Here is a 24,041-nt window from a genome sequence, read left to right as displayed (position 1 = left end):
GCCACTGTCTGCGCCCCACACCAGCAACATGACGTACAGCAGCCACCACGCACCGGTAAATGAGTTGGCTTCGTAACCCAGTTGGCGCAGCGTCACCATGCCCCAAAAGAACGGGATGATGGTCAGCATGCCGGCGACCAGCCGCAGTATGCGTGAATGCCGCCAGGCCAGAGCCGATGCCGGATAGGACAGCACCATCACCAGCGCCAGACACCACCAGGCTGCGGAGGACCACAGAGACGCCGCGATCTGCACCACATGTACCGAACGTTGGTAGGCAGGCATCGTCAACAGCATTACGGCCAGCAGCAGCCCAAAGAGCAGCGCCAGCCAGATACGTTGACTGTACGAAACGAATCCAGCCAGCTGTCCCCACTCCCAGGCGGCCAGCATGCAAACGGCCAACGTCACCAAAGAGAATCCCAGCAGCGGCAGGAAAAAGAGCGCGGCAATAACAGCAGGAATAAGAATTAAAGCAGTAATCAAGCGATACTTCAGCAAAAGGTCCCCCTAGGATGCAACGACATCGTTAGGCGTGGTTCCTCCGAAGCGACGCTCTCGTTGAGCAAAAGCATTCAGCGCACCTTCAAAGACTTCTTCATCAAAATCGGGCCAGAGGACATCGGTAAAATACAATTCAGCATAGGCTATTTGCCACAATAAAAAGTTGCTGATGCGATGTTCTCCGCCCGTTCTTATTACTAAATCAACCGGCGCCTGCTCGTTAAGGCAGGTGTACTGGCACAGGGTGGCTTCATCGATGGTATCGGGACGCAGCGCACCTTCCTGGACCTGCTCGGCGATTTGTCGGACTCCCTGAATGATATCCCAACGGCCGCCATAATTCGCAGCAATATTCAGGGTCAGACCGGTATTATTCGCAGTGAGCTCCTCCGAAAGACGGATACGCTCCTGCAAACGGGAACTAAAGCGACTCATGTCGCCAATAATGCGCAACCTCACATTATGTTTGTGCAGGCTTTTTACTTCGCTATCCAGCGCCCGCATAAACAGCTGCATGAGCGCAGAGACTTCTTGCGCCGGTCGACTCCAGTTCTCGCTACTGAACGCATAGAGCGTCAGAGCATTCAACTGATGACGGGCGGCGAAACTGACTGCCCGGCGAACGGATTTGACTCCCGCCTGATGGCCAAAAACGCGTAGTTTACCCCGCTGCTTCGCCCAACGTCCGTTACCATCCATGATGATGGCGACATGACGAGGACTGCATGACTGCTGGCTTTGGCTGCCTTGTTGATTTTTGGAGGGCATAGCGTGTACTGATTTCCTCAAGCAAGAATATCGATAGGTTCTTTCAGTCATCGGACCTGGCAGCGCAAAAAAAGCCGTGAACTTACACAGCTTATCGTTGCCATTGGCTTATCACGTAAACAGCCTACACCTAGCGGCGCAGACTATACCATTTCAAAACACGTGCCACAAACGCGCACCCTCGCCAAATCAGCGGTAGTGCTGCAGTTCCTGCCGTGTCTGTATCCTTGCCCAGCGGTCGATGGCGAGCACATCATCCACACTGTCGGGTTCCGGCAGTACCAGCTGTTCCAGAACCCGTCGGTTAAGCTGCGCGATATCCGTAAAACGGATAGCCGACTGCAGAAAAGCCTCAACGACGACCTCATTAGCGGCATTCAACGCCGTTGTCGCCGCCTGACCGTGGTTACAGGCTTCTATCGCCAATGTCAGACAAGGATATCGCTGATAATCCGGAGCCGAAAACGTCAGCGCGCCCAGTTGGCAAAAATCCAGCTTCGGCGCCCCAGAGGCTACACGTGCCGGATAAGCCATCGCGTGTGCAATGGGCGTCCGCATATCCGGAGATCCCAACTGCGCCAATACGCTGCCGTCCCGATAACGCACCATGGAATGGATGACCGACTGAGGGTGAATCACCACTTCCATCTGCTCATCCGATGCGTTGAACAACCAGCGGGCTTCGATGTATTCGAGACCTTTGTTCATCATGGTCGCAGAATCCACGGAAATCTTGCGTCCCATCGACCAGTTGGGATGAGCGCAAGCCTGATCGGGCGTCATCGCCCTCAGGTCCGCCAGCGCGGTATCACGGAAAGGACCACCGGAACCGGTAAGGACAATCTGTTCAACGCCGTAATCCATCAAGTCAGCGTAACCCAGCTGATGCTGAATTTGCTCAGGTAAACTCTGAAAAATAGCATTATGTTCGCTGTCGATAGGCAGCAGTTGGGCTCGGTTAGCCGCAACTTCACGCATGAACAGGTGTCCGCAGGTCACGAGCGACTCTTTATTCGCCAATAGTACCTGCTTACCCGCGCGAATCGCCGCCAGCGTCGGCAATAGTCCTGCCGCCCCCACGATGGCCGCCATAACCTGGTCGACGCCATCAAGGCTGGCTAACTCGCAAGCGCCCTGCTCACCGCACAGCACCTCGGTTTTACAACCCTGCTCTTTCAGCTGTCGACGCAGTTCGCTCGCGCTGTTTTCATCCGCCATCGCAGCAAATTCAGGGCGAAACGCCAGACACTGTTCCACCATTCGCGGCACATTGCGTCCGGCGACCAGCGCTTTCACCGAAAAGTCGTTCGGATTCGCCTTGACCACAGCGAGCGTACTCATGCCGATCGAACCGGTTGAACCCAAAATTGTCAGCTTCTTCATAGGGGTGCTCTAATACATACAGCGATTGATTGTCAGATGTGGCAGCAGGCGGGAATACGACTCTTTCATTGCTGTCGGCAATGCCGGTTGAACCGGTATAGATACCGCCAAACCTGAATCAAGGAAGCATAAAAAATAAAGCGCCGCGAGAGGGAGGGGTGACCCTTCACCTACTGGCGGCGCTGTCCTGACTGACGGATTTAGAAATCCATCAGTTCTTTTTCTTTGTCAGCCAGCGCAGTGTCGATTTTCTTGATAAAGCTGTCAGTCAGCTTCTGAATATCGTCCTGAGCACGGCGTTCTTCGTCTTCGCTGATGGTTTTGTCTTTCAACTGTGCCTTCAGCTTGTCGTTCGCATCGCGACGCACGTTACGTACGGAGACGCGGCCCTGTTCGGCTTCGCCGCGAACCACTTTGATCAGATCTTTACGGCGTTCTTCAGTCAGCGCAGGCAGCGGTACACGAATGACCGTACCAGCGGACATCGGGTTCAGACCCAGATCGGACGCCATGATCGCTTTTTCAACAGCCGCGCTCAAAGAGCGATCGAAGACCGTCACAGCCAGCGTACGGGCATCTTCCGCAACCACGTTGGCGACCTGACGCAGCGGCGTCGCGCTACCGTAATATTCTACATGGATGCCGTCCAGCAGGCTGGGAGAAGCTCGTCCGGTGCGGACTTTACTGATTTGGTTTTTGAAAACCTCTACGCATTTATCCATGCGAGTATCAGCATCTTTTCTGATTTCATTAATCACGTTGTGAACCCTTGAAAACTGGTTGCCTGTCAGATCACGCCTTAGCATGATCCGGTGAATAATTTATGCCAGCCGTAGCGGGCAGAGATAGCGCTATCTTGTATCGCCGAAGCAGGATATTACCTTACTTTGACGTTAGCCGTTATTACTGATCAACGTGCCTTCTTTTTCACCCATCACCACACGACGCAGCGCGCCGGGTTTGTTCATGTTGAACACGCGGATCGGCAGATTGTGGTCTCGCGCCAGCGTAAATGCGGCAAGATCCATGACCTTCAGCTCACGTTCCAGTACATCCTGGTAGTCCAGCGTTTCGTACAACGTCGCATTGGGATCTTTTACCGGATCGGCAGAGTAAACGCCATCGACTTTAGTTGCCTTCAATACCACGTCGGCTTCGATCTCAATGCCGCGCAGACACGCTGCGGAGTCAGTAGTGAAGAACGGGTTGCCGGTGCCAGCGGAGAAAATGACAACGCGGTTGTTGCGCAGCAGGCTGATGGCCTCGGCCCAACTGTAGTTATCGCACACGCCGTTCAGCGGGATCGCCGACATCAGTCGAGCATTGACGTAGGCACGGTGCAGGGCATCACGCATCGCCAGACCGTTCATTACCGTCGCCAGCATCCCCATATGGTCGCCCACAACACGGTTCATTCCCGCTTTGGCAAGCCCAGCGCCGCGGAACAGGTTGCCGCCGCCGATAACCACACCGACCTGAATGCCCAGCTCAACCAGTTCTTTCACTTCCTGAGCCATGCGATCCAGAATGCTAGCATCAATACCGAAACCGTCCGCGCCTTGCAGGGCTTCGCCGCTGAGCTTGAGCAGGATACGTTGATATACGGGTTTTGCGTTGGTTGCCATGGTGTTTTGTCCTAACAGGCTGTCGTCGTATTGGGGATGGTTACACTGCTACACCCGGTTTCGCAGAATAGCGAGCTACCCGATGTAATGAACTCTTTGGGCTGGATAAAAAGGAACCGCCAACCGGCGGCTCCTCTTTTTTATTAAGACTGCTTGCTCATTGCTGCAACTTCAGCAGCAAAGTCAACTTCAGCTTTCTCAATACCTTCACCCACTTCATAACGAATGAAGCTGGTGACGTCTGCGTTGTGCTCTTTCAGCAGCTGGCCGACGGTTTTGCTCGGGTCCATCACGAAGTGCTGGCCGGACAGAGAGATTTCGCCGGTGAATTTACGCATACGGCCTTCGACCATTTTTTCTGCGATTTCACGCGGTTTGCCGGACTGCATGGCGATGTCCAGCTGGATCTGGTGCTCACGAGCGACAACGTCAGCCGGAACATCTTCAGCCTTCACGTATTCAGGCTTGCTGGCAGCGATGTGCATAGCGATGTGCTTGATCAGCTCTTCGTCTGCACCCGTTGCGGCAACCATAACGCCGATGCGCGCGCCGTGCAGGTAAGAACCCAGCGCGTCGCCGGACAGTACGGAGATGCGGCGGATATTGATGTTTTCACCGATTTTAGCCACCAGCGCAGTACGCTGATCTTCAAATTTGGCTTTCAGTTCTTCAACGTCAGTCGTGCGATCGTTCAGAGCAGCGGTAGCCACTTCTTCACCGAACGCTTTGAAACCGGCATCTTTGGCAACAAAGTCAGTTTCACAGTTCAGTTCAGCGATGACGCCGTATTTGCCGTCTGCAGAAATCTTGGTCAGGATGATGCCTTCAGCAGCAACACGACCCGCTTTCTTGGCAGCTTTAGCCTGGCCAGATTTACGCATGTTGTCGATGGCCAGCTCAATGTCGCCATTCGCTTCAACCAGCGCTTTTTTACATTCCATCATGCCTGCGCCAGTACGTTCGCGCAGTTCTTTTACCAGGGCAGCGGTAATTTCAGCCATTATCTTTTCCTCGTTATCTCATGGGGGAGATAAGTAAAAGGGGGCCTTTACAGGCCCCCTAACCAACATATATCAATACCTGGTTAATAAGGGCTCGACAGAGCCAGCCTTATTATTCAGCTTCGACGAAGCTCTCTTCAGCCTGCTCAACCAGGTCCTGAGAACGGCCTTCGCGCACTGCTGCGGCAACGGCATTCAGGTACAGGCTAACGGCGCGGATGGCGTCATCGTTACCAGGGATAATGTAGTCAACGCCATCGGGATCGGAGTTGGTATCAACGATAGAGAATACCGGGATACCCAGGTTGTTAGCTTCTTTGATCGCAATGTGTTCGTGATCGGCGTCGATCACAAACAGCGCGTCAGGCAGACCGCCCATGTCTTTGATACCGCCCAGGCTGTTTTCCAGCTTGTCCAGTTCACGAGTACGAACCAGGGCTTCTTTCTTGGTCAGCTTATCGAAAGTGCCGTCCTGAGACTGCGTTTCCAGATCTTTCAAACGTTTGATGGACTGACGAACTGTTTTCCAGTTAGTCAGCATGCCGCCCAGCCAGCGATGGTTCACGAAGAACTGATCGCAGTTGGTAGCAGCTTCTTTTACCGCTTCGCTTGCTGCGCGTTTGGTACCAACGAACAGGATTTTGCCCTTGCGAGAAGAGATTTTGCTCAGCTCAGCCAGTGCGTCGTTGAACATCGGTACGGTTTTTTCAAGGTTGATGATGTGAACTTTGTTACGAGCACCGAAGATGAACGGCTTCATTTTCGGGTTCCAGTAACGGGTCTGGTGACCAAAGTGTACGCCAGCCTTGAGCATGTCGCGCATGGAAACAGTTGCCATGATTACCTCTATAAATTAAGTATGGGGTTATGCCTCCACGTGTCCCATTATGCCGACCCCGCAGCAAGCTACAGAGCACCCCGGCAAATGTGCCGACACGTGTGTGTTATTTACACATAGTGAGTATTTAGTCATCCGAAGGAGAGATCAGCGATTGATCGCCAGCCAGCCGGATCACCGGCGCGCTTTATACCATAAACAGCCCACTGACACCAACTTTACTTGCGCTTTTGCGCCCGCGCGCCAATGATGATTTGGCAGTCCCTGGCAGGGCTGATACCATAAGTCACTCTTTGCTGACCCTATTTTCGTTAGGAACATTCACACCTGCGGACACACTCAATGGCTATTTCTATTAAAACTCCGGAAGATATTGAAAAAATGCGCGTAGCTGGGCGACTGGCGGCTGAAGTGCTTGAAATCATCGAGCCTCACGTCGTACCGGGAGTCACTACGGGTGAACTGGATCGCATTTGTCACGATCACATCACCAACAAGCAGCATGCGATTTCAGCCTGTCTGGGTTACCACGGCTTTCCCAAGTCGGTGTGCATCTCCATCAATGAAGTCATCTGCCACGGCATTCCCTCCGACGAGAAACATCTCAAAGACGGTGACATCGTCAATATCGACGTGACGGTGATCAAAGATGGTTTCCACGGCGATACCTCCAAAATGTTCATCGTCGGCAAGCCTACGATTCTGGGCGAACGTCTGTGCCGCGTCACGCAGGACAGCCTGTATCTGGCGATAAAGATGGTAAAACCCGGCATTCGTCTGCGTTCACTCGGCAAAGCCATTCAGCAGTTCGTTGAAGCTCAGGATTTCTCTGTCGTGCGCGAATACTGCGGACACGGTATCGGCACCGGCTTCCACGAAGAACCGCAGGTTCTGCACTATGATGCAGATGATGGCGGCGTTGTATTGAAACCCGGTATGGCCTTCACCATCGAGCCGATGGTCAATGCCGGCGATTTCCGCATTCGCACCATGAAAGACGGTTGGACGGTGAAAACCAAAGATCGCAGCTTGTCGGCGCAGTATGAGCATACTATTGTGGTGACAGAAGACGGATGCGAAATAATGACGTTGCGTAAGGATGACACCATCCCAAAAATCATCACGCATCAGGAATAAACAGCTGCCGGCAATCGCCGGCTTTTTTATGGGCGCCGTACATGAACGAAATCGATCAGGACCTGCCGCACATCTCTCACGGGACGCCAACGACGGCCCACCCCGCCCCCCAATCTCCGCTGACCTTCAGCGACGACATGCTGGAACGCCAGACGCTGAAACAGCATCTGGAACAGTTCCAGATATGGCTAACGGATGAGTTCAAGGCCGGCGTCAGCGCGGAAACCCTGATCGACGCCCGTACACAGTTCATCGATCGCCTGCTGCAGCGACTGTGGCACTTCTACCATTTAGACAGCGCGGAGCAAACCGCTTTGGTTGCCGTCGGCGGCTACGGGCGCGGAGAGCTGCATCCGCTCTCTGATATCGATCTGCTGGTTCTGAGCCGTGATGGGTTTGACGAAGCGCAGTCCCAGGCCGTCAGCCAGTTGATTACCCTACTCTGGGATCTGCGGCTGGAAGTCGGCCACAGCGTACGCACGTTGGACGAGTGTCTGGAAGAAGGTCGAGCGGATATCTCCGTCTCGACCAACCTGATCGAATCTCGCATGATCTGCGGCGACGTCGCCCTGTTTCTGTCGTTGCAGAAACACATTTTCAGCGATGACTTTTGGCCGTCGGCCTCTTTCTTCGCCGCCAAGGTCGCCGAACAACGCGAGCGTCATCAGCGCTATCATGGCACCAGCTACAACCTGGAGCCGGATATTAAAAGCAGCCCCGGCGGCCTGCGCGATATCCATACCCTACTTTGGGTCGCACGCCGCCACTTCGGCGCGACGTCGCTGAATGAAATGGTCGGCTTTGGGTTCCTGACGGAAGCCGAGCGCAATGAACTCAACGAATGCCAAAGCTTTCTGTGGCGCATCCGCTTCGCCCTGCACTCGCTGCTGAGCCGCTATGACAACCGATTGTTGTTCGACCGCCAGTTGAACGTAGCGCAACTGTTGCAGTATCAGGGAGAAGGAAACGCGCCCGTCGAGCGCATGATGAAAGACTTCTTCCGGGTCACGCGACGAGTGTACGAGCTTAACCAGATGCTGCTTCAGCTGTTCGATGAAGCCATTCTGGCGCTGGATCCGCATGAAAAGCCGCGGATGCTGGACAGCGAGTTCCAGCTGCGCGGTACACTGATTGATTTGCAGGATGAAACGCTATTCGATAATAAACCTGAAGCCATCATGCGCATGTTTTATGCCATGGTGCGTCATCCCGAGATCACCGGCATCTATTCGACGACGCTGCGCCGACTGCGTTACGCCCGTCGTCACCTTGCCAGCCCCTTGTGTACCATCCCGGAGGCCCGCAGCCTGTTCATGAACATTCTGCGCCACCCGCGAGCGGTCAGTCAGGCGCTGTTGCCGATGCACCGACACAGCGTACTGTGGGCCTATATGCCGCAGTGGAGCAATATCGTTGGCCAGATGCAGTTCGACTTGTTTCACGCCTACACCGTGGACGAGCATACGATTCGCGTCTTGCTCAAGCTGGAAAGCTTCGCCGATGAGTCAACGCTGAAAGAACATCCGCTGTGTGTGAAACTATACCCCCGATTGCCACAGCCCGAGCTGCTGTTGCTGGCCGCGTTGTTCCATGACATCGCCAAAGGACGCGGCGGCGATCACTCTGAGCTAGGCGCGAAAGACGCGCTGGAGTTCGCGGCATTGCACGGACTGAACCTGCGCGAGGCGCAGCTGGTTTCGTGGCTGGTACGCTGTCATCTGATGATGTCGGTCACCGCCCAACGTCGCGATATTCAGGATCCTGCCGTTATTCAACAGTTCGCCGAGGAAGTGCAAAGCGAAACCCGCCTGCGCTACCTGATCAATCTGACGGTCGCCGACATCTGTGCCACCAACGAAACGTTGTGGAACAGCTGGAAACAGAGTCTGTTGCACGAGCTGTACTTCGCCACCGAGAAGCAGTTACGACGTGGGATGCAACACTCACCCGACCTTCGGAAGCGGGTACGGCACCATCGTCAGCAGGCGCTGGCGCTGCTGCGTATGGATAACATTGACGAAACTGCGCTGAATGAGATTTGGAGCCGCTGTCGCGCTGACTATTTCCTGCGCCATACGCCCAATCAGCTGGCCTGGCACGCCCTTCATCTGGTGAACCACGACCCCAGCAAACCGCTGGTGCTGATCGGGGATGACACCACACGCGGCGGCACGGAGATCTTTATCTGGAGTCCCGACCGCCCTTATCTGTTCGCCACCGTCGCAGGCGAGCTGGATCGCCGTAATCTGAACGTTCATGATGCGCAAATCTTTACCAGCCGTGACGGGATGGCGATGGATACCTTCATCGTGCTGGAGCCGGAGGGCAACCCGGTAGCGCAGGATCGTCATAACATGATTCGCCTGGCGATTGAGCAGGCGCTGACGCAGAAGGATTACCACTCTCCCCGCGTTCGTCGCACATCGTCCAAGCTCCGTCATTTCAGCGTCGAGACTGAAGTCGGCTTCCTGCCGACGACACACACCGATCGCCGCAGCTACATGGAATTGGTCGCGCTTGACCAGCCCGGCCTGTTGGCTCAGGTCGGCGAGGTCTTCGCCGAACTGCATATATCACTGCACGGCGCGCGTATTTCCACCATCGGCGAACGCGTAGAGGATTTATTTATTCTGGCGGACAACGATCGCCGAGCATTGAGCCCCGAATTGCAGCTTAAATTGCAACAACGGTTGACAGAGGCCCTCAACCCAAACGATAAAGTAGGCTTGTGTTAATTAATTATTACCTTAGTAATCACGAGATAGAGAGTCAGGATGCAGCAATTACAAAACGTCATCGAAACAGCCTTCGAACGCCGCGCAGAAATCACTCCGGCTAATGCAGATACCGTCACGCGTGAAGCGGTCAATCAGGCCATCAACCTGCTGGACAGCGGCGCACTGCGTGTCGCAGAGAAAATCGACGGTCAGTGGGTCACTCATCAGTGGCTGAAGAAAGCCGTACTGCTTTCCTTCCGTATCAATGAAAACCGCGTCATCGATGGCAACGAAACACGTTACTACGACAAAGTGCCGATGAAATTCGCCGACTACGACGAAGCACGCTTCCAGCGCGAAGGTTTCCGTGTCGCGCCGCCAGCCAGCGTTCGTCAGGGCGCCTTTATCGCGCGTAATACCGTCCTGATGCCTTCGTACGTCAACATCGGCGCCTATGTCGATGAAGGCACGATGGTAGATACCTGGGTTACCGTAGGCTCTTGCGCGCAGATCGGTAAAAACGTCCACCTGTCCGGCGGCGTCGGCATCGGCGGCGTTCTGGAACCTCTGCAGGCCAACCCGACCATCATTGAAGACAACTGCTTCATCGGCGCACGTTCCGAAGTCGTGGAAGGCGTCATCGTCGAAGAAGGCTCCGTCATTTCAATGGGCGTATTCATTAGCCAGAGTACCCGCATTTATGACCGCGAAACCGGCGAAGTCCACTTCGGTCGCGTACCGGCAGGCTCTGTTGTTGTTTCCGGCAACATGCCTTCCAAAGATGGCAGCCACAGCTTGTACTGCGCCGTGATCGTGAAGAAAGTCGATGCGAAAACCCGCGGTAAAGTGGGCATCAACGAGCTGTTGCGCACCATCGACTGATAAACATACATTTGGCGGGTGAATGACCCGCCATTTTTATGTTCGGTCGGGACAACGCGCATACGGACCCGCTGCATTGCATAAAAATGTAGCATGGCTTAGAACAGGAAGAGGTGATGCTATGTATGACAATCTGAAGAGCCTCGGGATCAGCAACCCGGAAGATATCGACCGTTATAGCCTGCGGCAGGAAGCCAGCAATGACATTCTGAAAATTTATTTCCGCAAAGACAAAGGCGAGTTCTTCGCCAAAAGCGTGAAATTCAAATATCCCCGTCAGCGCAAAACCATTGCGGCGGACAATGCGGGACAAGGCTTCCGGGAAATTAATGAAATCAGTCCCAATCTCCGTTATGTCGTTGATGAGCTTGATCAGATCTGTCAGCGCGAACAGATCGAAGTCGACCTGAAACGCAAAATTCTGGCTGATTTACGTCATCTGGAAAGCGTTGTCACCAACAAGATCAGCGAGATTGAGTCCGATTTGGAAAAACTGACCAAAAACCGTTAAGACATCTATCCGCATCTTGCGCTATGCAGCAAAACGGGGCCGAAGCCCCGTTTTTTTATGCTGTTTATGTGCTACTTATGCACTACACCGACTAGGTCAACCTTAGGCGCGGCTTTCCAGCAGGTCAGCCCAGGTTTCAACCCATGCACAGGACACGACTTCCGGCTCCGGCTGTTCGGTGGCGTCAATCTCTAATCGCTCGCCGATTCGCTCAGCCCCCAGCTCTTGCAGCAAAGCATCGAATTGACGCCCGCCGCCGCAGTAGACGTCATAGCTGCTGTCGCCGAGTGCAATCAGGCCATAGCCCATGTCAGGTAAAGGCCCGCAGGTGTCGCGCAACGCCGTGTACAACGACACGATGGACTCAGGCAGTTCCCCCTGCCCGGTCGTGGAGGTCACAACCAGCACCTGCTGCTCACGATACGTCAGCCAGTCTTCCAGCGAGGCACCCTCGAAGATTTTCACTTCGTGCCCGCGTTCTCTGAGAATATTTTCCGCTTCTTCTGCTACCAACAACGCGTTACCGTAAACGGTGCCAACAAAAATACCGATCTGCGCCATGACGCGACTCCCTCAATCAGACAGATTTAACCCCGCTATCCTGACCTCAGGCCGCGGGAAACTCAACCCTTTCAAAATCAGGGAGAATACCCTCCCAACCGAACTGCGACATCACACTCTGCCAGGTTTCATCCCAGCGCGCTTTAAGCTCCAGTGGCTCACCCGTCACAGGGTGGATCAGCGACAGACTGCTGGCGTGCAGCATCATTCGCGAACAGCCAAAGTGGGCGGCCATACCGCGATTCTGCTTCAAATCGCCGTGCGTGCTGTCGCCGATAATGGGATGGTGGATATGACTCATATGCCGCCGAAGCTGATGCTTACGCCCATTTTCCGGCTTCAGTTCCATTAACGTGTAGCGAGACGTCGGATAGCGGCCAATGGCGACAGGCATGTCCGCCTGAGCCAGCGCGCGATAATGGCTGACCGCAGGCTGTGGTCCCTTATCGGGATTGGCGAACTTGTCCGCGATTTTGTCCAGCTCTTCCGTCAATGCATAGTCAATGGTAGCAGAATCAAAAACATGTCCGCGCACTACGGCGTGATAAGTTTTTTGGAGATCATGCTGTTCAAATAACGAGGACAGCTGGCGAGCGACATCGCTGGAAAGCGCTAGCAGTAGAACGCCGGAAGTCGGCCGGTCAAGCCGATGCACGGTGTAGACGTGCTGACCGATCTGGTCACGCACCGTTTGCATGACCACCACTTTCTCTTTGCGGTCGAGCCAGCTACGGTGTACCAACCATCCGGGAGGCTTGTTGACGGCCACCAGATAATCATCCTGATAAAGAATGTCCAACATCGGTTTATTTTCCAAAGAAACCATCCAGCTCGCGCAGCGTGTTCAAAAGAGTCTGTAATTCCTCTTCGCGTCCTTCGAACGCCATTTCGAAATAGGGGTGAATAGCAAAACGCTCAGGCAATGGCGCCCCGCTATCCAGCAAGGCATGCATACGAGGCAGCAGCACCCACTGCAGCCACTGTTGGGCTTCCATGGTATCCACGCAGAAAGGCTCGGCGCTGGAGAAGGCCTCCGCCTCCGGCGGCTTGCTCTGCCACAGTTCACTTTCTTTCAGGGCGTGTTCAACAGCCAACAAGGCTTGCCGAAGCTGCATATCTTCACTCATATCAGGGGTCTCAAACAGACTAACGGTAGGGCGGCAAAGGATAACATTGATGCCACGCGGAGGCATCCTGCGAAATATCCTCGCGCCGAGATGTCGCTGGCACAAAAAAATGGGGGTACTGATTGCTCAGTACCCCCGATTCGTTTTATAGCAATCCCGCTACACAGTTGCGTCCCTGCTCATCCTTGAAAACTTTTCCTTTGTGGTCATCCCGACCCGCAATTCCTTCGCTGGCGATCCCTCTTTCTTCCCTGACTGCCGTTCCCTCGCGATCGTCCTGATCTCGTTCCCTTTAGGCTCCTGCCCCACCAGCATGTCCAAGCCGGCTCCCATTCTCCATCATGGAGGTGTCCGTGCTTTCATCCTGAAAACATTTCATCCTGAAGCATTTCGGCTGGAACGGACGCATAATCATTAAACAACGGTATTACGTCGTCCTGTTACCATGTTGCCTGGCGAATAATAAGATGTATTAATTAAAGCGAATCGGCAAGCCCCTAATTCAGAGCAACATACCTTCCATTCAGTCTTTTCCAATGCCATAAAATTCAAATCATTGAAAAATAATGGTTAATTGTAATTTTCACACTATATTAATATAAAATATAAGCGATAACCTACACCCATTGTGAGATATTTCTCACACACTGAAAAGCGAAACACGCTTCAGTAATTCTGAATCAATGGCTGAAGCTTATATAAAAATTCAGATAATGTCGCGGCAAGTACACGTCTTTTCTGCGTTCCGAACTCTTCGAGGATGATTTCCCCACTTCTATTGCACAGCGAGATTAACGTCATTTCCGACGCCGTCGTCGCTAAAAACAGCGTCGGCGGCAGCTTACGCCGCTTCTGCGTCACCAGATGGCCGATCAGATTTTCCTGCATGCGGATAAGGTCGTCCTCGCTCCATGCCTGTAACAATGTGCAATGAATATCGTCGAAGCATGCCTCCATATCTCCGGCATACTGGCTGGTGTAGAACACGTGCGCATCGGGATGCAGTTGGATGTCCATCGCACGTTCGACGCCATCCAGATGTTTGTGCTCTCCGCCTGACTGTGGCAACCACTGCACCTGTTCGTCATGAGTGGCGACGATACAGGGCGAGGGAATGCCATACAGCGCTTCAGAGGCGGGAGGATGCCCCTCATGATCCTGCCAGCGACGCACATAGCGCTGGGTAAAATCGGTTAACGCCTGCAACACGTGTTGATCCATCATTCTTCATTACTCTACCGGTCGGGTTACACTACCCCGCATTGTAACCTGAGAGTGCGGCCGGTCGTCGAGCGCATCTCGGCCAAAGTGCGTAACGCCGCGCAGTGCCGACGTCACGGCGCTGTCGAAGATTGGCAAAATGATTAGCTCACGTTAAGGTGAAGAGGCGAATCAAAAAAAGTCCGATTAAAGAACCGACGTCATACCCTACGTATCAAGGAGCAAAATTGATTACACATATCAGCCCGCTCGGGTCTATGGATTTGCTGTCGCAGTTGGAAGTAGACAGGCTTAAAAGCAGCGCCAGCAGCGACCTTTACCGCTTATTTCGTAACTGTTCGCTGGCCGTATTGAACTCCGGCAGCCAGACGGACAACAGCAAAGAATTACTCTCCCGTTTCGAGAATTTCGATATCAATGTGCTGCGACGTGAACGCGGCGTGAAGCTTGAACTGGTTAACCCGCCTGAAGAGGCGTTTGTGGATGGTCAGCTGATTCGTTCCTTGCAGGCCAACCTGTTCGCCGTCCTGCGCGATATTCTGTTCGTCAACGGGCAGATCACGCAAACGGGGCAGTATCAGAACCTCGATCTGGAAAATTCGACGCATATCACCAACATCGTCTTTTCCATTCTTCGCAACGCGCGTGCGCTGCACGTGGGCGAAGAACCCAACATGGTTGTTTGCTGGGGCGGTCACTCCATCAACGAAAAAGAGTATCAGTATGCTCGCCGTGTAGGCAGCCAGCTTGGGCTCCGCGAGTTGAATATCTGCACCGGCTGCGGACCCGGCGCGATGGAAGCGCCCATGAAAGGCGCCGCCGTAGGCCATGCTCAGCAGCGCTACAAAGACGGCCGGTTCATCGGCATGACTGAACCTTCCATCATCGCGGCCGAGCCACCTAACCCGCTCGTCAACGAACTGATCATCATGCCAGATATTGAAAAACGGCTGGAAGCCTTTGTTCGCATCGGTCATGGGATCATTATTTTCCCGGGCGGCGTCGGCACGGCGGAGGAGTTCCTGTATCTGCTGGGGATCATGATGGATCCGGCCAACAGCGAGCAAGTATTGCCGATCATTCTGACGGGACCGGAAGAAAGCGCGGATTATTTTCGGGTGCTGGACGAATTCATCGTCAGTACGCTGGGACGTCAGGCCCGCCGCTACTACAGCATCATCATCAATGATGCCGCTGAAGTCGCGCGCGAGATGAAGAAGTCGATGCCGCTGGTGAAAGAGCACCGCCGCCATACCGGCGATGCCTATAGCTTCAACTGGTCGCTGCGTATCGCTCCTGATTTGCAGATACCTTTCGAGCCTACGCACGAAAACATGGCGAATCTGCACCTGCATCCGGACCAACCGAACGAACAGCTTGCCGCCGCGCTGCGCAAAGCGTTTTCGGGTATCGTGGCGGGCAACGTCAAAGAAGGCGGCATTCAGGCCATCGAACAATTCGGCCCATATAAGCTTGATGGCAACGCAGAAATCATGAAAAACATGGACCGCCTGCTACAAGGCTTCGTTGCGCAGCAGCGCATGAAGTTGCCGGGCAGCACCTACATCCCCTGTTATGAAATTTTGACCTGACAAGATGTCTTCTCTGCCGTCGCCCCACACTCCACCGGGCGGGGGCAGAGAGTTTTATTCGCGGAGACGAATCATGCCCTTGCACCTATTGATTGTGGATGCGCTGAACCTTATCAGGCGCATTCATGCCGTACAGGGCTCCCCCTGTTTACCTGCCTGCCAGCATGCGCTGAACCTGCTGTTGCAAAACAGCCAGCCGACCCATGCTGTCGCCGTATTCGACGACGAACAGAGAGCCTCAAGCTGGCGTCACCAGCTGTTACCTGATTACAAAGCCGGACGTACTCCGATGCCTGATTCACTGCATCAGGAGTTGCCGAAAATCAAAGAGGCTTTTCGGGAACTGGGCGTTGAGAGCTGGCACTCCCCCGGAGATGAAGCGGATGATTTAGCCGCGACCCTGGCCTGCAAGGTTGCCGCTCTGGGCCATCAGGCCACCATCGTGTCAACAGACAAGGGATATTGCCAGCTGTTGGCGCCGACAATTCAGATTCGGGATTACTTTCAAAAACGCTGGTTGGATGTGCCTTTTATCCGCCAGGAGTTTGGCGTTACCCCGCAGCAGCTCCCCGACTATTGGGGATTGGCGGGTATTAGCAGCAGCAAGATCCCCGGAGTCAGCGGTATTGGCGCCAAAACCGCAGCACAGCTCCTGCAACAGGCGGGGTCATTGGAACAGCTTTATCAGCAGTTGGAACAACTGCCGGAGAAGTGGCGTAAAAAGCTGGAGCCGCAGCGGGAAGCGGCCTGGATTTGTCGCCAGGTCGCCACGCTAAAAACCGATCTGACGTTGAACGGTAATTTGCAGCAGCTCCGACTGCCGTCGACGGCGGGCTAGAAAACCCGCCGCCGCCGTCTTAACGCTCGTCGCGACGACCGGGGACCGCACTCCAGATCCGTCGAGCGTGAATCGTGATTTCCTCACGATCGTGATAGAGCTGTTTGGCATGAGCTTCCGCATTGATGCCGTTTTCATGCAGGCGTTCCATCAGCAGCTCCAGATTCTGATTCACTTCCTCATAGCGTTTTTTCATCGGTAGCTTGAGGTTGAAAATCACTTCACGGCACCAGCCTTTCACCAGCCAGTCGGCCATCAGGTTGGTGACTTTGGCCGGCTTCTCCACCATATCGCACACCAGCCAGTACACGTTGTTGCGCGGCGGTTCGAACCGGAAACCGTCTGCCTGATGATGAATGACCTGACCGGTGTCCATCAGGCTCTGCGCCATAAGTCCGTTATCCACCGCATGAACCATCATGCTGCGCTTGACCAGCTGATAGGTCCAGCCGCCGGGACAGGCGCCCAGATCCACCGCGTACATGCCGCTGCCCAATCGCTCTTCCCATTCATCCGCCGGGATGAAGACGTGAAAAGCCTCTTCCAGTTTGAGCGTGGAACGGCTCGGCGCATCCGCCGGAAACTTGAGGCGCGGGATCCCCATGTAGAACGGAGAGTGGTTGTTGCTGTAGGAGTAACCAACGTAGCAACAGCCCGGTGCGATAAACAGCACGTGGATCACCGGTCGACCCGGTTTTTCTTGCGGTAGCAATATCTTACTTTCACGCAACGCTGCGCGCAGCGGCACGGTGAATTTGCGGCAGAACTTCATCAGTTCTTTGCTTTCGTTGGTGTCCGGCACCTCAACACGCAGTTCACCCGCACGCTCCAACACGCCGGTCAGCATGCCGACGATCGGCGAGATGCGGTCTTCCTGCGGCAGGTCGCGCAACAGCTCACCGCATACCATCATCTGGCGGGCAAAGATCAGGCTCTTGAACGGTAAATCCTTAATCAGGCGATCGGCATCTTCATACTGATAGCACTCAAAAATGACGTAGCCGCTGTTGTCCTTGACGCGCACGAAGCCGTAAACGTTATGCTGTGCGGCTTTATCGGTAATTTCCGCCGCACACTCTTTTTCAAAGCCGGGACGGCAGTACAAAATGACTTTATTCATGCGAGTCAGCCTTTCTTTTCTGGCGCAGAGCGCCTATCAACAACAATAACCAGCCACCCAGGAAGCAAACGCCGCCCACCGGCGTAACATAGGCCCATAGCCTCAGCTGGGACAGCGCCAGACAGTACAAGCTGCCGCTAAACAACACCGTACCCAACCCGAGAAGCGCCGCGCTCCAGTAAAACCATACGTTGGCGCGTTGGTACATGGCCACGCTCAAGGCCAGAATCGCTAGCGTATGTACGGCCTGATACTGCAGCCCGGTATGAAGCCAATCCAGTTCGGCTTCGCCGAGCGTACGGCTTAGGACATGAGCGCCGAACGCGCCTAGAGCGACATATATAAATCCACTGATGGCCGCGAAAATCAGCATGAAACGACTATTCATCATCGTTATCCATTTTCTTTTGAGGTAAACAAGGTGCTCGAATCCCGAAGATTCAGCGCGAGCCGCTGTCATAGCGGAAGCGGAATTTCTCCTGTTCGCTCGCCGCACGCGCCAGTATCCACTGGCGAAAGGCGGCTATTTTACCCAGTTCTGCCTGACTGTCATGACATACCAGATAAAAAGCGTTTTTACTCACCAGAACATCATTGAACGGACACACCAATCTGCCCGCTTCGATTTCCGTCTGCGCCATCACATTATTCGCCAGCGCGATCCCCTGACCGTGGATCGCCGCCTGTAACACCATCGCGCTATGACTGAATATCGGCCCCTGCTGAACGTTGATCTGCTGAACGCCCAATTGCCGCGTATAAGTGAGCCAGTCACGGCGGGAAGCATCATGCAATAAAGTATGGCGAACCAAATCGTCCGGCACATTCAGCGGGTGCTCTCCCGTCAGCAATTGAGGAGAGCAAACCGGCAATAAATACTCCGCGTAAAGTTTCTCCACCCGCAGTCCCGGCCAGTTGCCTCGACCATAAAAAATCGCCACGTCGACATCATCCGCCAGACGGTGATCTTCCTCTCGCGATACCGCCTGAATGCGGACATCAATCCCCGGATAGTCGGCGTTGAAACTGGACAGCCGGGGCACGAGCCAATGGATGGCGAAACTCGGCAGCATACTCACCGTCAACGCCCCTTTGGCGCTGCGCGCCTGCAGCTTGCGCGTGGCGTCATTCAGGGCGAGGAAGATTTCTTTGATGTCCAGAAAGTAGCTCTGTCCTTCTTCCGTCAGCAGCAGCGATCGATTGCGACGACGAAATAATTTAAGGCCGAGAAAATCTTCGAGGGATTTAATTTGATGGCTTACGGCAGCCTGAGTCACAAACAGCTCTTCCGCTGCTTTGGTAAAACTCAAGTGGCGGGCGGCGGCATCAAACACGCGCAGCGCATTAAGAGGGGGTAGTCGTTTTGACATAGATCGGATTCTTGGCTCGGGCCTGTCAGCGCGGGTCTGACGTGTGATAACTCATTAGTTTTTTTAATCCGAGACATTATAAATTGTCCGTTGAGGATGCACCAGCAAATACCTATATTAGCGCCACTTCCTGAGTCGGAACGAAAAGTACGGAGGGGTAACCGAAGTGCTTTTGGCTTGTGGATGTGATGTTGTGTTTGCTATTTACCGTCTGAATTTCAGACAAGGTAGCTCTGCTACCTTTTCATTTCCTGTTTTTCCCCTGTCTATTCACAATATTGTGTAAGGCACCGCAAGATTGCGGTGCTTTTTTTTCATTGATGCAACTCGCTGATGAGCGTCGAGACGGTTTATTTCACTTCCGTCATCTGTTTCACATCGGAACGGTTGATCTGCTGTTCGTGACCAAAAGCATCGGTGTAGCTGATCAGGCCGGTATCATTGTCCACTTTCGGTTTGCCGTCCGAGATGATGGTCCGTCCATCGTTGGTGTGCAGGACATAGTTGCTGGAGCAGGCCACCACAGAGAAGGCCATCACAATGGCCGCAATGATTGATATTTTATTCTTCATATTACACTCCGAGTAGTTTTATAAGTTTAATATCTTCTATTGAACGCCATTAAATTCCACAACTTGACACTATTAAGCGTAGCAACCCGCCTCGTTTTTGCCACTGAGAACGTGTAAGTATTGTCCGAAACTTGTTTACGCCTGAAAAATGGGACAGGATCTGCCCCCTGAATAGAGGACAGTCATGATACCGTTTAACGCCCCCCACTTTCGCCAACAGTTCCCAGCGCTTCAGCAGCCCGGCGTCTACCTGGACAGCGCTGCGACCGCGCTCAAACCTCAGTCGATGATCGACGCCGTGGGCCGCTATTACGGCTTGCCAAGCGGCAACGTGCATCGCAGCCAACATCGCGAGGCGCAACGACTGACCCAGTGCTTTGAGGACACACGGCAGCAGGTGGCGACACTGATCGGCGCGCCCGATCCACGCAGCGTGATCTGGACGCGAGGGGCGACGGAATCCATCAATCTGGTCGCACAAAGTTTTGCCCGCCCTTTGCTCGCCCCCGGCGACGAGATCGTGATCAGCGAAGCCGAGCATCACGCCAACCTGTTACCTTGGCTGATGGTGGCCCGGCAAACCGGCGCGAGCGTCGTGAAACTGCCGCTAGGCGACGACCTGCTGCCGGACGTTGAACGCCTGCCCTCTTTGCTGTCGTCCCGAACGCGCATTCTGGCGATCACTCAGATGTCCAATGTCACCGGTGGACAACCGAACCTGCAGCGCGCCATTACGCTCGCGCATCAGGCTGGCGCCGTCGTTGTGGTCGATGGCGCGCAGGGGATCGTGCATACGTCCATCGATGTCTCGGCTTTAGATATCGATTTTTATGCGTTTTCTGCGCACAAGCTATATGGCCCCACCGGCATCGGCGTCCTGTATGGCAAACCCGAGCTGTTAGCCGACATGCCGCCCTGGCAAGGCGGCGGTAAGATGATGCAGGAAGTCTCTTTCGACGGTTTTATCCCGCAAGACAGCCCGCAGAAATTTGAAGCAGGAACACCGCATATCGCGGGCGTTATCGGTCTCTCGGCTACCCTCGAATGGCTCAACACCTACGACCGCGACGCAGCGGAACAGCACAGCGTCGCATTGGCCGAACAGGCGGAGCAATCCCTGATGACGCTGCCCGGTTTTCGCAGTTGGCGCAGCGCTGGTAGCAGCCTGCTGTCCTTTACATTCAGCGACGTACACCACAGCGATCTTGTCGCCCTGCTGGCGGAAGAGGGCATCGCGCTGCGCGCCGGGCATCACTGCGCTCAACCGCTGATGAACGCCCTCGGCGTGAAAGGCACCCTGCGGGCCTCTTTCTCTCCTTATAATAATGAGCAAGACGTGGCGCAATTACTCGCCGCGTCGCGCAAAGCGCTCGACCTGCTGCTGGACTAAACCACATGACTTCGAATCCGACTCATCACCCTTTTGGCAGCGACATCACCGAAGACGATCTGCGCCAGCGTTTCAGCGCTTGCCGCAGTTGGGAAGATCGCTATCGCCAGATCATTTTGCTGGCCAAACAGCTTCCCCCATTACCTGAAGACAAAAAGCAGTCCGCCATTGCATTATCCGGGTGTGAGAATCAGGTGTGGTTAGGGTACGAACGAACAGCGTCTGGAACGCTGCATTTCTACGGCGACAGCGATGGGCGCATCGTTCGTGGGTTGCTGGCGATATTGCTTACAGGAATTGAAGGAAAAACCGCGGCGCAATTGCAACAGCAAGACCCGCTGGCGCTGCTGGAGACATTGGCGCTGAAAGCTCAGCTGAGCGCGTCACGCTCAGCCGGACTGGCGGCGCTGGCCGCCAGAATTAAGGACATTGTGCGTCAAGAGTCCTGATTACAGGCTGGTTTGACGCTGAGCTTTCGCCATCATTTTCTTTAACGCATGTGAAACCGCCACAAATCCAAAGGTGGCGGTCACCATTGTCGCCGCGCCGAATCCGGACGCACAATCCATCCGTTTCACGCCATCAGCGGTCTGTTTGGACGCACAAACGCTGCCGTCCAGCTGAGGGTAAACCAGCGCTTCACTGGAAAATACGCAGTCGATACCCAGCTTTCCTTTACTGTTCTTCACGACATTAAAATCATGCTTGAGACGCTCACGCAGCTTGGCCGCCAGCGGATCCTGAATGGTTTTAGCCAGATCCACGACGGCGATACGCGTGGGATCGATCTGCCCGCCAGCGCCGCCGGTCGTGACGACCGGGATCTTGTTACGTCGGCAGTAAGCTAACAACGCGGCTTTCGCCCTCACGCTGTCGATGGCATCAATCACGTAGCTGAATTCGTGATTCAACAACTCTGCCATGTTATCCGGACTGATGAAGTCATCCACGCAGGTCACGCGGCACTCCGGGTTGATCGCGAAAATTCGCTCCGCCATCACTTCCGTTTTCGGCTGACCGGTATGCTGACGCAGCGCATGAATCTGTCGATTGGTATTACTGACGCAGACATCGTCCATATCAATCAAGGTGATGGCACCGATACCCGTACGCGCCAGCGCTTCCGCCGCCCAGGAGCCGACGCCACCGATACCAATCACGCAGACGTGCGCCTCGGCGAACAGCGACAGCGCCTGCTGTCCGTACAGCCGGGCGGTACCGCCGAAACGCTGCAGATAGCTTTCAGATAACAGTGAACTCATGACTAACCACCTTAACGGGTAACGACCTGGAGAAAACAAACGGCGAGGATAATAACGCAGCGCGACACATTTGCGGAGTAAGAGATAAAACGAAATGTCAGCTTTGTAGAGAATTCGCGTTCAGAGCGCAAAGATGACGAAGCGGGCACGGCGCCCGCTTCGTGATGTCATTACTCAGAGAAGGTCACCACCGGTGGCTTTCCCAGTAATCCGCCGTTGGTTGTCTGCGCTGGCGCAGAGCTCAGCAGCAGCTCTGAACTTTGCGGTTGCGTGTTACGCAACACCCAGACTCGCCCGTAGTGGTTATAAAAACCGGCGGCATGACCCGCGTCAGGGCCGATCCCCTGATAGATGTCGAAGTGCTGTCCCTTGATCGCACCGCCGACATCCAACGCGATCATCAGGCGCATTTCATATTTGCCGTTAAACTTGCCCTGATTATCCAACAGCGGAACTTCCGCCAGCAGCACGCTCCCTTCAGGGATCAACGATCGGTCGGAGGCGACCGACGCCTTGGCAACCAGAGGCACCGCGCTGGCACCACGTACTAACGCCGCATCCATCGGTTTGAAGAACACAAAGGAAGGATTCTGTTCCAGCAGTTGACGAACGTCCTGTTCGGAATGGGTATCCGCCCAGTGACGGATTGCCTGCATCGACATATTTTCTTTCGCGACTTCACCTTCATCGATCAGGACTTTGCCGATGCTGCGATAGGCATGACCATTTTTGCCTGCGTAAGCAAAGAACGTCAGAGGACGGCCGTCACCGAAGTCGACGTACCCGCTCCCCTGCACTTCCATCATGAAGTTATCCATTAAAGAGTTGCTCCAGCCCAGAATCGGAGCATTGCCGAGCGCGCCCGCGTAAATGCCCGCGCGATCCGGAAGACGACGGTTTTTCTTACCCCGCGACGGCATGCCGTAGATAGGGTACTGAAACTCCCCTTGCCGGGTGTAGCGTGCCTGCACCACCGGAGTGTAGTAGCCGGTGAACTGCACGTTGCCGAAGCCGTCTACCCCTTCCATCTGCCAGGAGCCCAGACCGAACTTGTTGAGTTCGCGCGTATCGCCGCCTGATAGCATCCAGTTTTGAATGGCCTGGAACGTGGCGTTATTGTTGCTATAGAGCGTGGGAGAATCCGTCTGAATGTGCGTAACCTGACTGGCGAAGTCGCCGGCGTTGATCGGCTTGCCGTGCGTGTTCGGCTCGTTCACCATTTTCAGAGGCTGAGTGAGATGCCCGTCTTTATACTGCTGACCCTGATCGGTAGGTCGACTCTGACATCCCGCCAACACGGCGATCACTAAGCCGACTAACACATAACTGCCCCGCCATCCTTTCATTGTTCCGCGCTCTCTTCATAAGTGGTGTCCAACGCGAAACGATAGCAAACGGGTCAGTAAAATGAAATGCGACCAACACCCCAAACCGCGCCGTTCCGCGTAAACAATATCCCTACCTGTTTTGCGGTAATAGATGAAGAAACAAACAAAGACAAGTGAAATCATGGATTTTTGCTAAAAAGGGGTTGCATAGAAACGCTTGGGGAGTATAGTGCGCTTCCACGGACGCGGGGTGGAGCAGCCTGGTAGCTCGTCGGGCTCATAACCCGAAGGTCG

At 54.5% G+C, this 24,041-nt stretch carries 25 protein-coding genes; 8 read left to right on the top strand and 17 right to left on the bottom strand.

Going from position 1 to position 24,041, the window contains the following annotated elements:
• From Q7O77_RS02710 to rpsB, 7 genes are all read right to left on the bottom strand, one after another.
• A partial coding sequence (locus Q7O77_RS02710) for a phosphatidate cytidylyltransferase (protein ID WP_304163329.1) occupies positions 1–501 on the bottom strand: 501 nt, incomplete at its 3' end.
• Between the two features lie 9 nt (positions 502–510).
• Positions 511–1,272: a (2E,6E)-farnesyl-diphosphate-specific ditrans,polycis-undecaprenyl-diphosphate synthase gene (ispU, locus tag Q7O77_RS02705; protein WP_085653114.1), complete on the bottom strand. Its 762-nt coding sequence runs from the start codon at positions 1,270–1,272 to the stop codon at positions 511–513.
• A gap of 189 nt (positions 1,273–1,461) precedes the next feature.
• Positions 1,462–2,655 carry a 1-deoxy-D-xylulose-5-phosphate reductoisomerase gene (gene ispC / locus Q7O77_RS02700; RefSeq protein ID WP_304163327.1) on the bottom strand — a complete coding sequence of 398 codons (1,194 nt, stop codon included), beginning with the start codon at positions 2,653–2,655 and terminating at the stop codon, positions 1,462–1,464.
• A gap of 200 nt (positions 2,656–2,855) precedes the next feature.
• On the bottom strand, positions 2,856–3,413 hold the full coding sequence (frr, locus tag Q7O77_RS02695) for a ribosome recycling factor (RefSeq protein WP_085653116.1): 558 nt from the start codon (positions 3,411–3,413) through the stop codon (positions 2,856–2,858).
• A 135-nt stretch (positions 3,414–3,548) separates the two neighbouring features.
• Positions 3,549–4,280, bottom strand: a complete 732-nt coding sequence (pyrH, locus tag Q7O77_RS02690) for a UMP kinase (protein ID WP_026738761.1) — start codon at positions 4,278–4,280, stop codon at positions 3,549–3,551.
• A 143-nt stretch (positions 4,281–4,423) separates the two neighbouring features.
• The gene (gene tsf, locus Q7O77_RS02685) at positions 4,424–5,281 is read right to left on the bottom strand and encodes a translation elongation factor Ts (RefSeq protein ID WP_304163319.1); all 858 of its coding nucleotides are present in this window, start codon (positions 5,279–5,281) and stop codon (positions 4,424–4,426) included.
• A gap of 112 nt (positions 5,282–5,393) precedes the next feature.
• Positions 5,394–6,119 (bottom strand): 30S ribosomal protein S2, encoded by a 726-nt coding sequence (rpsB, locus tag Q7O77_RS02680; RefSeq protein ID WP_026738759.1) that lies wholly within the window; start codon positions 6,117–6,119, stop codon positions 5,394–5,396.
• Positions 6,120–6,461: 342 nt separating this feature from the next.
• Here rpsB and map point away from each other — a divergent pair, with 342 nt between their 5' ends.
• From map to Q7O77_RS02660, 4 genes are all read left to right on the top strand, one after another.
• Positions 6,462–7,256 carry a type I methionyl aminopeptidase gene (gene map, locus Q7O77_RS02675; protein WP_304163314.1) on the top strand — a complete coding sequence of 265 codons (795 nt, stop codon included), beginning with the start codon at positions 6,462–6,464 and terminating at the stop codon, positions 7,254–7,256.
• Positions 7,257–7,297: 41 nt separating this feature from the next.
• Entirely contained in the window at positions 7,298–9,991 is a 2,694-nt protein-coding gene (glnD, locus tag Q7O77_RS02670; RefSeq protein WP_304163313.1) for a bifunctional uridylyltransferase/uridylyl-removing protein GlnD, read from the top strand.
• Between the two features lie 39 nt (positions 9,992–10,030).
• The gene (gene dapD, locus Q7O77_RS02665) at positions 10,031–10,855 is read left to right on the top strand and encodes a 2,3,4,5-tetrahydropyridine-2,6-dicarboxylate N-succinyltransferase (RefSeq protein ID WP_304163311.1); all 825 of its coding nucleotides are present in this window, start codon (positions 10,031–10,033) and stop codon (positions 10,853–10,855) included.
• A 121-nt stretch (positions 10,856–10,976) separates the two neighbouring features.
• The gene (locus Q7O77_RS02660; protein WP_026742930.1) at positions 10,977–11,366 is read left to right on the top strand and encodes a DUF3461 family protein; all 390 of its coding nucleotides are present in this window, start codon (positions 10,977–10,979) and stop codon (positions 11,364–11,366) included.
• 102 nt (positions 11,367–11,468) lie between these two features.
• Here the strand turns inward: Q7O77_RS02660 and Q7O77_RS02655 are convergent, their stop codons facing one another.
• The 4 genes from Q7O77_RS02655 to syd form a co-directional block, all read right to left on the bottom strand.
• Complete coding sequence (locus Q7O77_RS02655; protein WP_304163307.1) at positions 11,469–11,927, bottom strand: flavodoxin; 459 nt, start codon at positions 11,925–11,927, stop codon at positions 11,469–11,471.
• Positions 11,928–11,973: 46 nt separating this feature from the next.
• Positions 11,974–12,729 (bottom strand): tRNA pseudouridine(65) synthase TruC, encoded by a 756-nt coding sequence (gene truC, locus Q7O77_RS02650; protein WP_304163335.1) that lies wholly within the window; start codon positions 12,727–12,729, stop codon positions 11,974–11,976.
• A gap of 4 nt (positions 12,730–12,733) precedes the next feature.
• Positions 12,734–13,054: a YqcC family protein gene (locus Q7O77_RS02645; protein ID WP_304163305.1), complete on the bottom strand. Its 321-nt coding sequence runs from the start codon at positions 13,052–13,054 to the stop codon at positions 12,734–12,736.
• A gap of 666 nt (positions 13,055–13,720) precedes the next feature.
• A complete protein-coding gene (gene syd, locus Q7O77_RS02640) occupies positions 13,721–14,275 on the bottom strand; it encodes a SecY-interacting protein (protein ID WP_304163333.1) in 555 nt (184 codons plus the stop codon).
• 227 nt (positions 14,276–14,502) lie between these two features.
• Between syd and ppnN the strand changes: the two genes are divergently transcribed.
• Positions 14,503–15,867 carry a nucleotide 5'-monophosphate nucleosidase PpnN gene (gene ppnN / locus Q7O77_RS02635; RefSeq protein WP_304163303.1) on the top strand — a complete coding sequence of 455 codons (1,365 nt, stop codon included), beginning with the start codon at positions 14,503–14,505 and terminating at the stop codon, positions 15,865–15,867.
• Between the two features lie 73 nt (positions 15,868–15,940).
• Complete coding sequence (gene xni / locus Q7O77_RS02630) at positions 15,941–16,705, top strand: flap endonuclease Xni (protein WP_304163301.1); 765 nt, start codon at positions 15,941–15,943, stop codon at positions 16,703–16,705.
• Positions 16,706–16,724: 19 nt separating this feature from the next.
• Here xni and rlmM read toward each other — a convergent pair whose 3' ends face one another.
• The 4 genes from rlmM to Q7O77_RS02610 form a co-directional block, all read right to left on the bottom strand.
• Positions 16,725–17,825 carry a 23S rRNA (cytidine(2498)-2'-O)-methyltransferase RlmM gene (rlmM, locus tag Q7O77_RS02625; RefSeq protein ID WP_304163299.1) on the bottom strand — a complete coding sequence of 367 codons (1,101 nt, stop codon included), beginning with the start codon at positions 17,823–17,825 and terminating at the stop codon, positions 16,725–16,727.
• Positions 17,818–18,213: a DUF423 domain-containing protein gene (locus Q7O77_RS02620; protein ID WP_304163331.1), complete on the bottom strand. Its 396-nt coding sequence runs from the start codon at positions 18,211–18,213 to the stop codon at positions 17,818–17,820. The genes rlmM and Q7O77_RS02620 overlap by 8 nt, the downstream gene beginning before the upstream one ends.
• Positions 18,214–18,265: 52 nt before the next feature.
• Complete coding sequence (locus tag Q7O77_RS02615; protein WP_304163297.1) at positions 18,266–19,195, bottom strand: transcriptional regulator GcvA; 930 nt, start codon at positions 19,193–19,195, stop codon at positions 18,266–18,268.
• Positions 19,196–19,545: 350 nt separating this feature from the next.
• Positions 19,546–19,767, bottom strand: coding sequence for a YgdI/YgdR family lipoprotein (locus Q7O77_RS02610; protein WP_085651480.1), 222 nt, complete (start codon positions 19,765–19,767; stop codon positions 19,546–19,548).
• A 184-nt stretch (positions 19,768–19,951) separates the two neighbouring features.
• Here Q7O77_RS02610 and csdA point away from each other — a divergent pair, with 184 nt between their 5' ends.
• Together csdA and csdE are read left to right on the top strand one after the other, a co-directional pair.
• The gene (csdA, locus tag Q7O77_RS02605; RefSeq protein WP_304163293.1) at positions 19,952–21,157 is read left to right on the top strand and encodes a cysteine desulfurase CsdA; all 1,206 of its coding nucleotides are present in this window, start codon (positions 19,952–19,954) and stop codon (positions 21,155–21,157) included.
• A gap of 5 nt (positions 21,158–21,162) precedes the next feature.
• A complete protein-coding gene (gene csdE, locus Q7O77_RS02600; RefSeq protein WP_304163291.1) occupies positions 21,163–21,606 on the top strand; it encodes a cysteine desulfurase sulfur acceptor subunit CsdE in 444 nt (147 codons plus the stop codon).
• Here the strand turns inward: csdE and tcdA are convergent, their stop codons facing one another.
• Complete coding sequence (tcdA, locus tag Q7O77_RS02595; RefSeq protein ID WP_304163289.1) at positions 21,607–22,419, bottom strand: tRNA cyclic N6-threonylcarbamoyladenosine(37) synthase TcdA; 813 nt, start codon at positions 22,417–22,419, stop codon at positions 21,607–21,609. It lies immediately after the preceding gene.
• Between the two features lie 170 nt (positions 22,420–22,589).
• Complete coding sequence (gene mltA / locus Q7O77_RS02590) at positions 22,590–23,765, bottom strand: murein transglycosylase A (RefSeq protein ID WP_304163287.1); 1,176 nt, start codon at positions 23,763–23,765, stop codon at positions 22,590–22,592.
• Positions 23,766–24,041: the final 276 nt, after the last annotated feature.

Origin of the sequence: Lonsdalea britannica, from assembly GCF_946477055.1 — a bacterium.
In the GTDB taxonomy this organism is placed as follows: Bacteria; Pseudomonadota; Gammaproteobacteria; order Enterobacterales; family Enterobacteriaceae; genus Lonsdalea; species Lonsdalea britannica_A.
This window is presented reverse-complemented; position numbering and strand designations above follow the sequence as displayed.

What these genes read in the sequence shown, in the direction of transcription:
- ispU (WP_085653114.1), bottom strand. Translation starts at nt 1,272, where the DNA reads ATGCCCTCCAAAAATCAACAAGGCAGCCAAAGCCAGCAGTCATGCAGT.
- ispC (WP_304163327.1), bottom strand. Translation starts at nt 2,655, where the DNA reads ATGAAGAAGCTGACAATTTTGGGTTCAACCGGTTCGATCGGCATGAGT.
- pyrH (WP_026738761.1), bottom strand. Translation starts at nt 4,280, where the DNA reads ATGGCAACCAACGCAAAACCCGTATATCAACGTATCCTGCTCAAGCTC.
- tsf (WP_304163319.1), bottom strand. Translation starts at nt 5,281, where the DNA reads ATGGCTGAAATTACCGCTGCCCTGGTAAAAGAACTGCGCGAACGTACT.
- rpsB (WP_026738759.1), bottom strand. Translation starts at nt 6,119, where the DNA reads ATGGCAACTGTTTCCATGCGCGACATGCTCAAGGCTGGCGTACACTTT.
- map (WP_304163314.1), top strand. Translation starts at nt 6,462, where the DNA reads ATGGCTATTTCTATTAAAACTCCGGAAGATATTGAAAAAATGCGCGTA.
- glnD (WP_304163313.1), top strand. Translation starts at nt 7,298, where the DNA reads ATGAACGAAATCGATCAGGACCTGCCGCACATCTCTCACGGGACGCCA.
- dapD (WP_304163311.1), top strand. Translation starts at nt 10,031, where the DNA reads ATGCAGCAATTACAAAACGTCATCGAAACAGCCTTCGAACGCCGCGCA.
- Q7O77_RS02660 (WP_026742930.1), top strand. Translation starts at nt 10,977, where the DNA reads ATGTATGACAATCTGAAGAGCCTCGGGATCAGCAACCCGGAAGATATC.
- Q7O77_RS02655 (WP_304163307.1), bottom strand. Translation starts at nt 11,927, where the DNA reads ATGGCGCAGATCGGTATTTTTGTTGGCACCGTTTACGGTAACGCGTTG.
- truC (WP_304163335.1), bottom strand. Translation starts at nt 12,729, where the DNA reads ATGTTGGACATTCTTTATCAGGATGATTATCTGGTGGCCGTCAACAAG.
- Q7O77_RS02645 (WP_304163305.1), bottom strand. Translation starts at nt 13,054, where the DNA reads ATGAGTGAAGATATGCAGCTTCGGCAAGCCTTGTTGGCTGTTGAACAC.
- syd (WP_304163333.1), bottom strand. Translation starts at nt 14,275, where the DNA reads ATGGATCAACACGTGTTGCAGGCGTTAACCGATTTTACCCAGCGCTAT.
- xni (WP_304163301.1), top strand. Translation starts at nt 15,941, where the DNA reads ATGCCCTTGCACCTATTGATTGTGGATGCGCTGAACCTTATCAGGCGC.
- rlmM (WP_304163299.1), bottom strand. Translation starts at nt 17,825, where the DNA reads ATGAATAAAGTCATTTTGTACTGCCGTCCCGGCTTTGAAAAAGAGTGT.
- Q7O77_RS02620 (WP_304163331.1), bottom strand. Translation starts at nt 18,213, where the DNA reads ATGAATAGTCGTTTCATGCTGATTTTCGCGGCCATCAGTGGATTTATA.
- Q7O77_RS02615 (WP_304163297.1), bottom strand. Translation starts at nt 19,195, where the DNA reads ATGTCAAAACGACTACCCCCTCTTAATGCGCTGCGCGTGTTTGATGCC.
- Q7O77_RS02610 (WP_085651480.1), bottom strand. Translation starts at nt 19,767, where the DNA reads ATGAAGAATAAAATATCAATCATTGCGGCCATTGTGATGGCCTTCTCT.
- csdA (WP_304163293.1), top strand. Translation starts at nt 19,952, where the DNA reads ATGATACCGTTTAACGCCCCCCACTTTCGCCAACAGTTCCCAGCGCTT.
- csdE (WP_304163291.1), top strand. Translation starts at nt 21,163, where the DNA reads ATGACTTCGAATCCGACTCATCACCCTTTTGGCAGCGACATCACCGAA.
- tcdA (WP_304163289.1), bottom strand. Translation starts at nt 22,419, where the DNA reads ATGAGTTCACTGTTATCTGAAAGCTATCTGCAGCGTTTCGGCGGTACC.
- mltA (WP_304163287.1), bottom strand. Translation starts at nt 23,765, where the DNA reads ATGAAAGGATGGCGGGGCAGTTATGTGTTAGTCGGCTTAGTGATCGCC.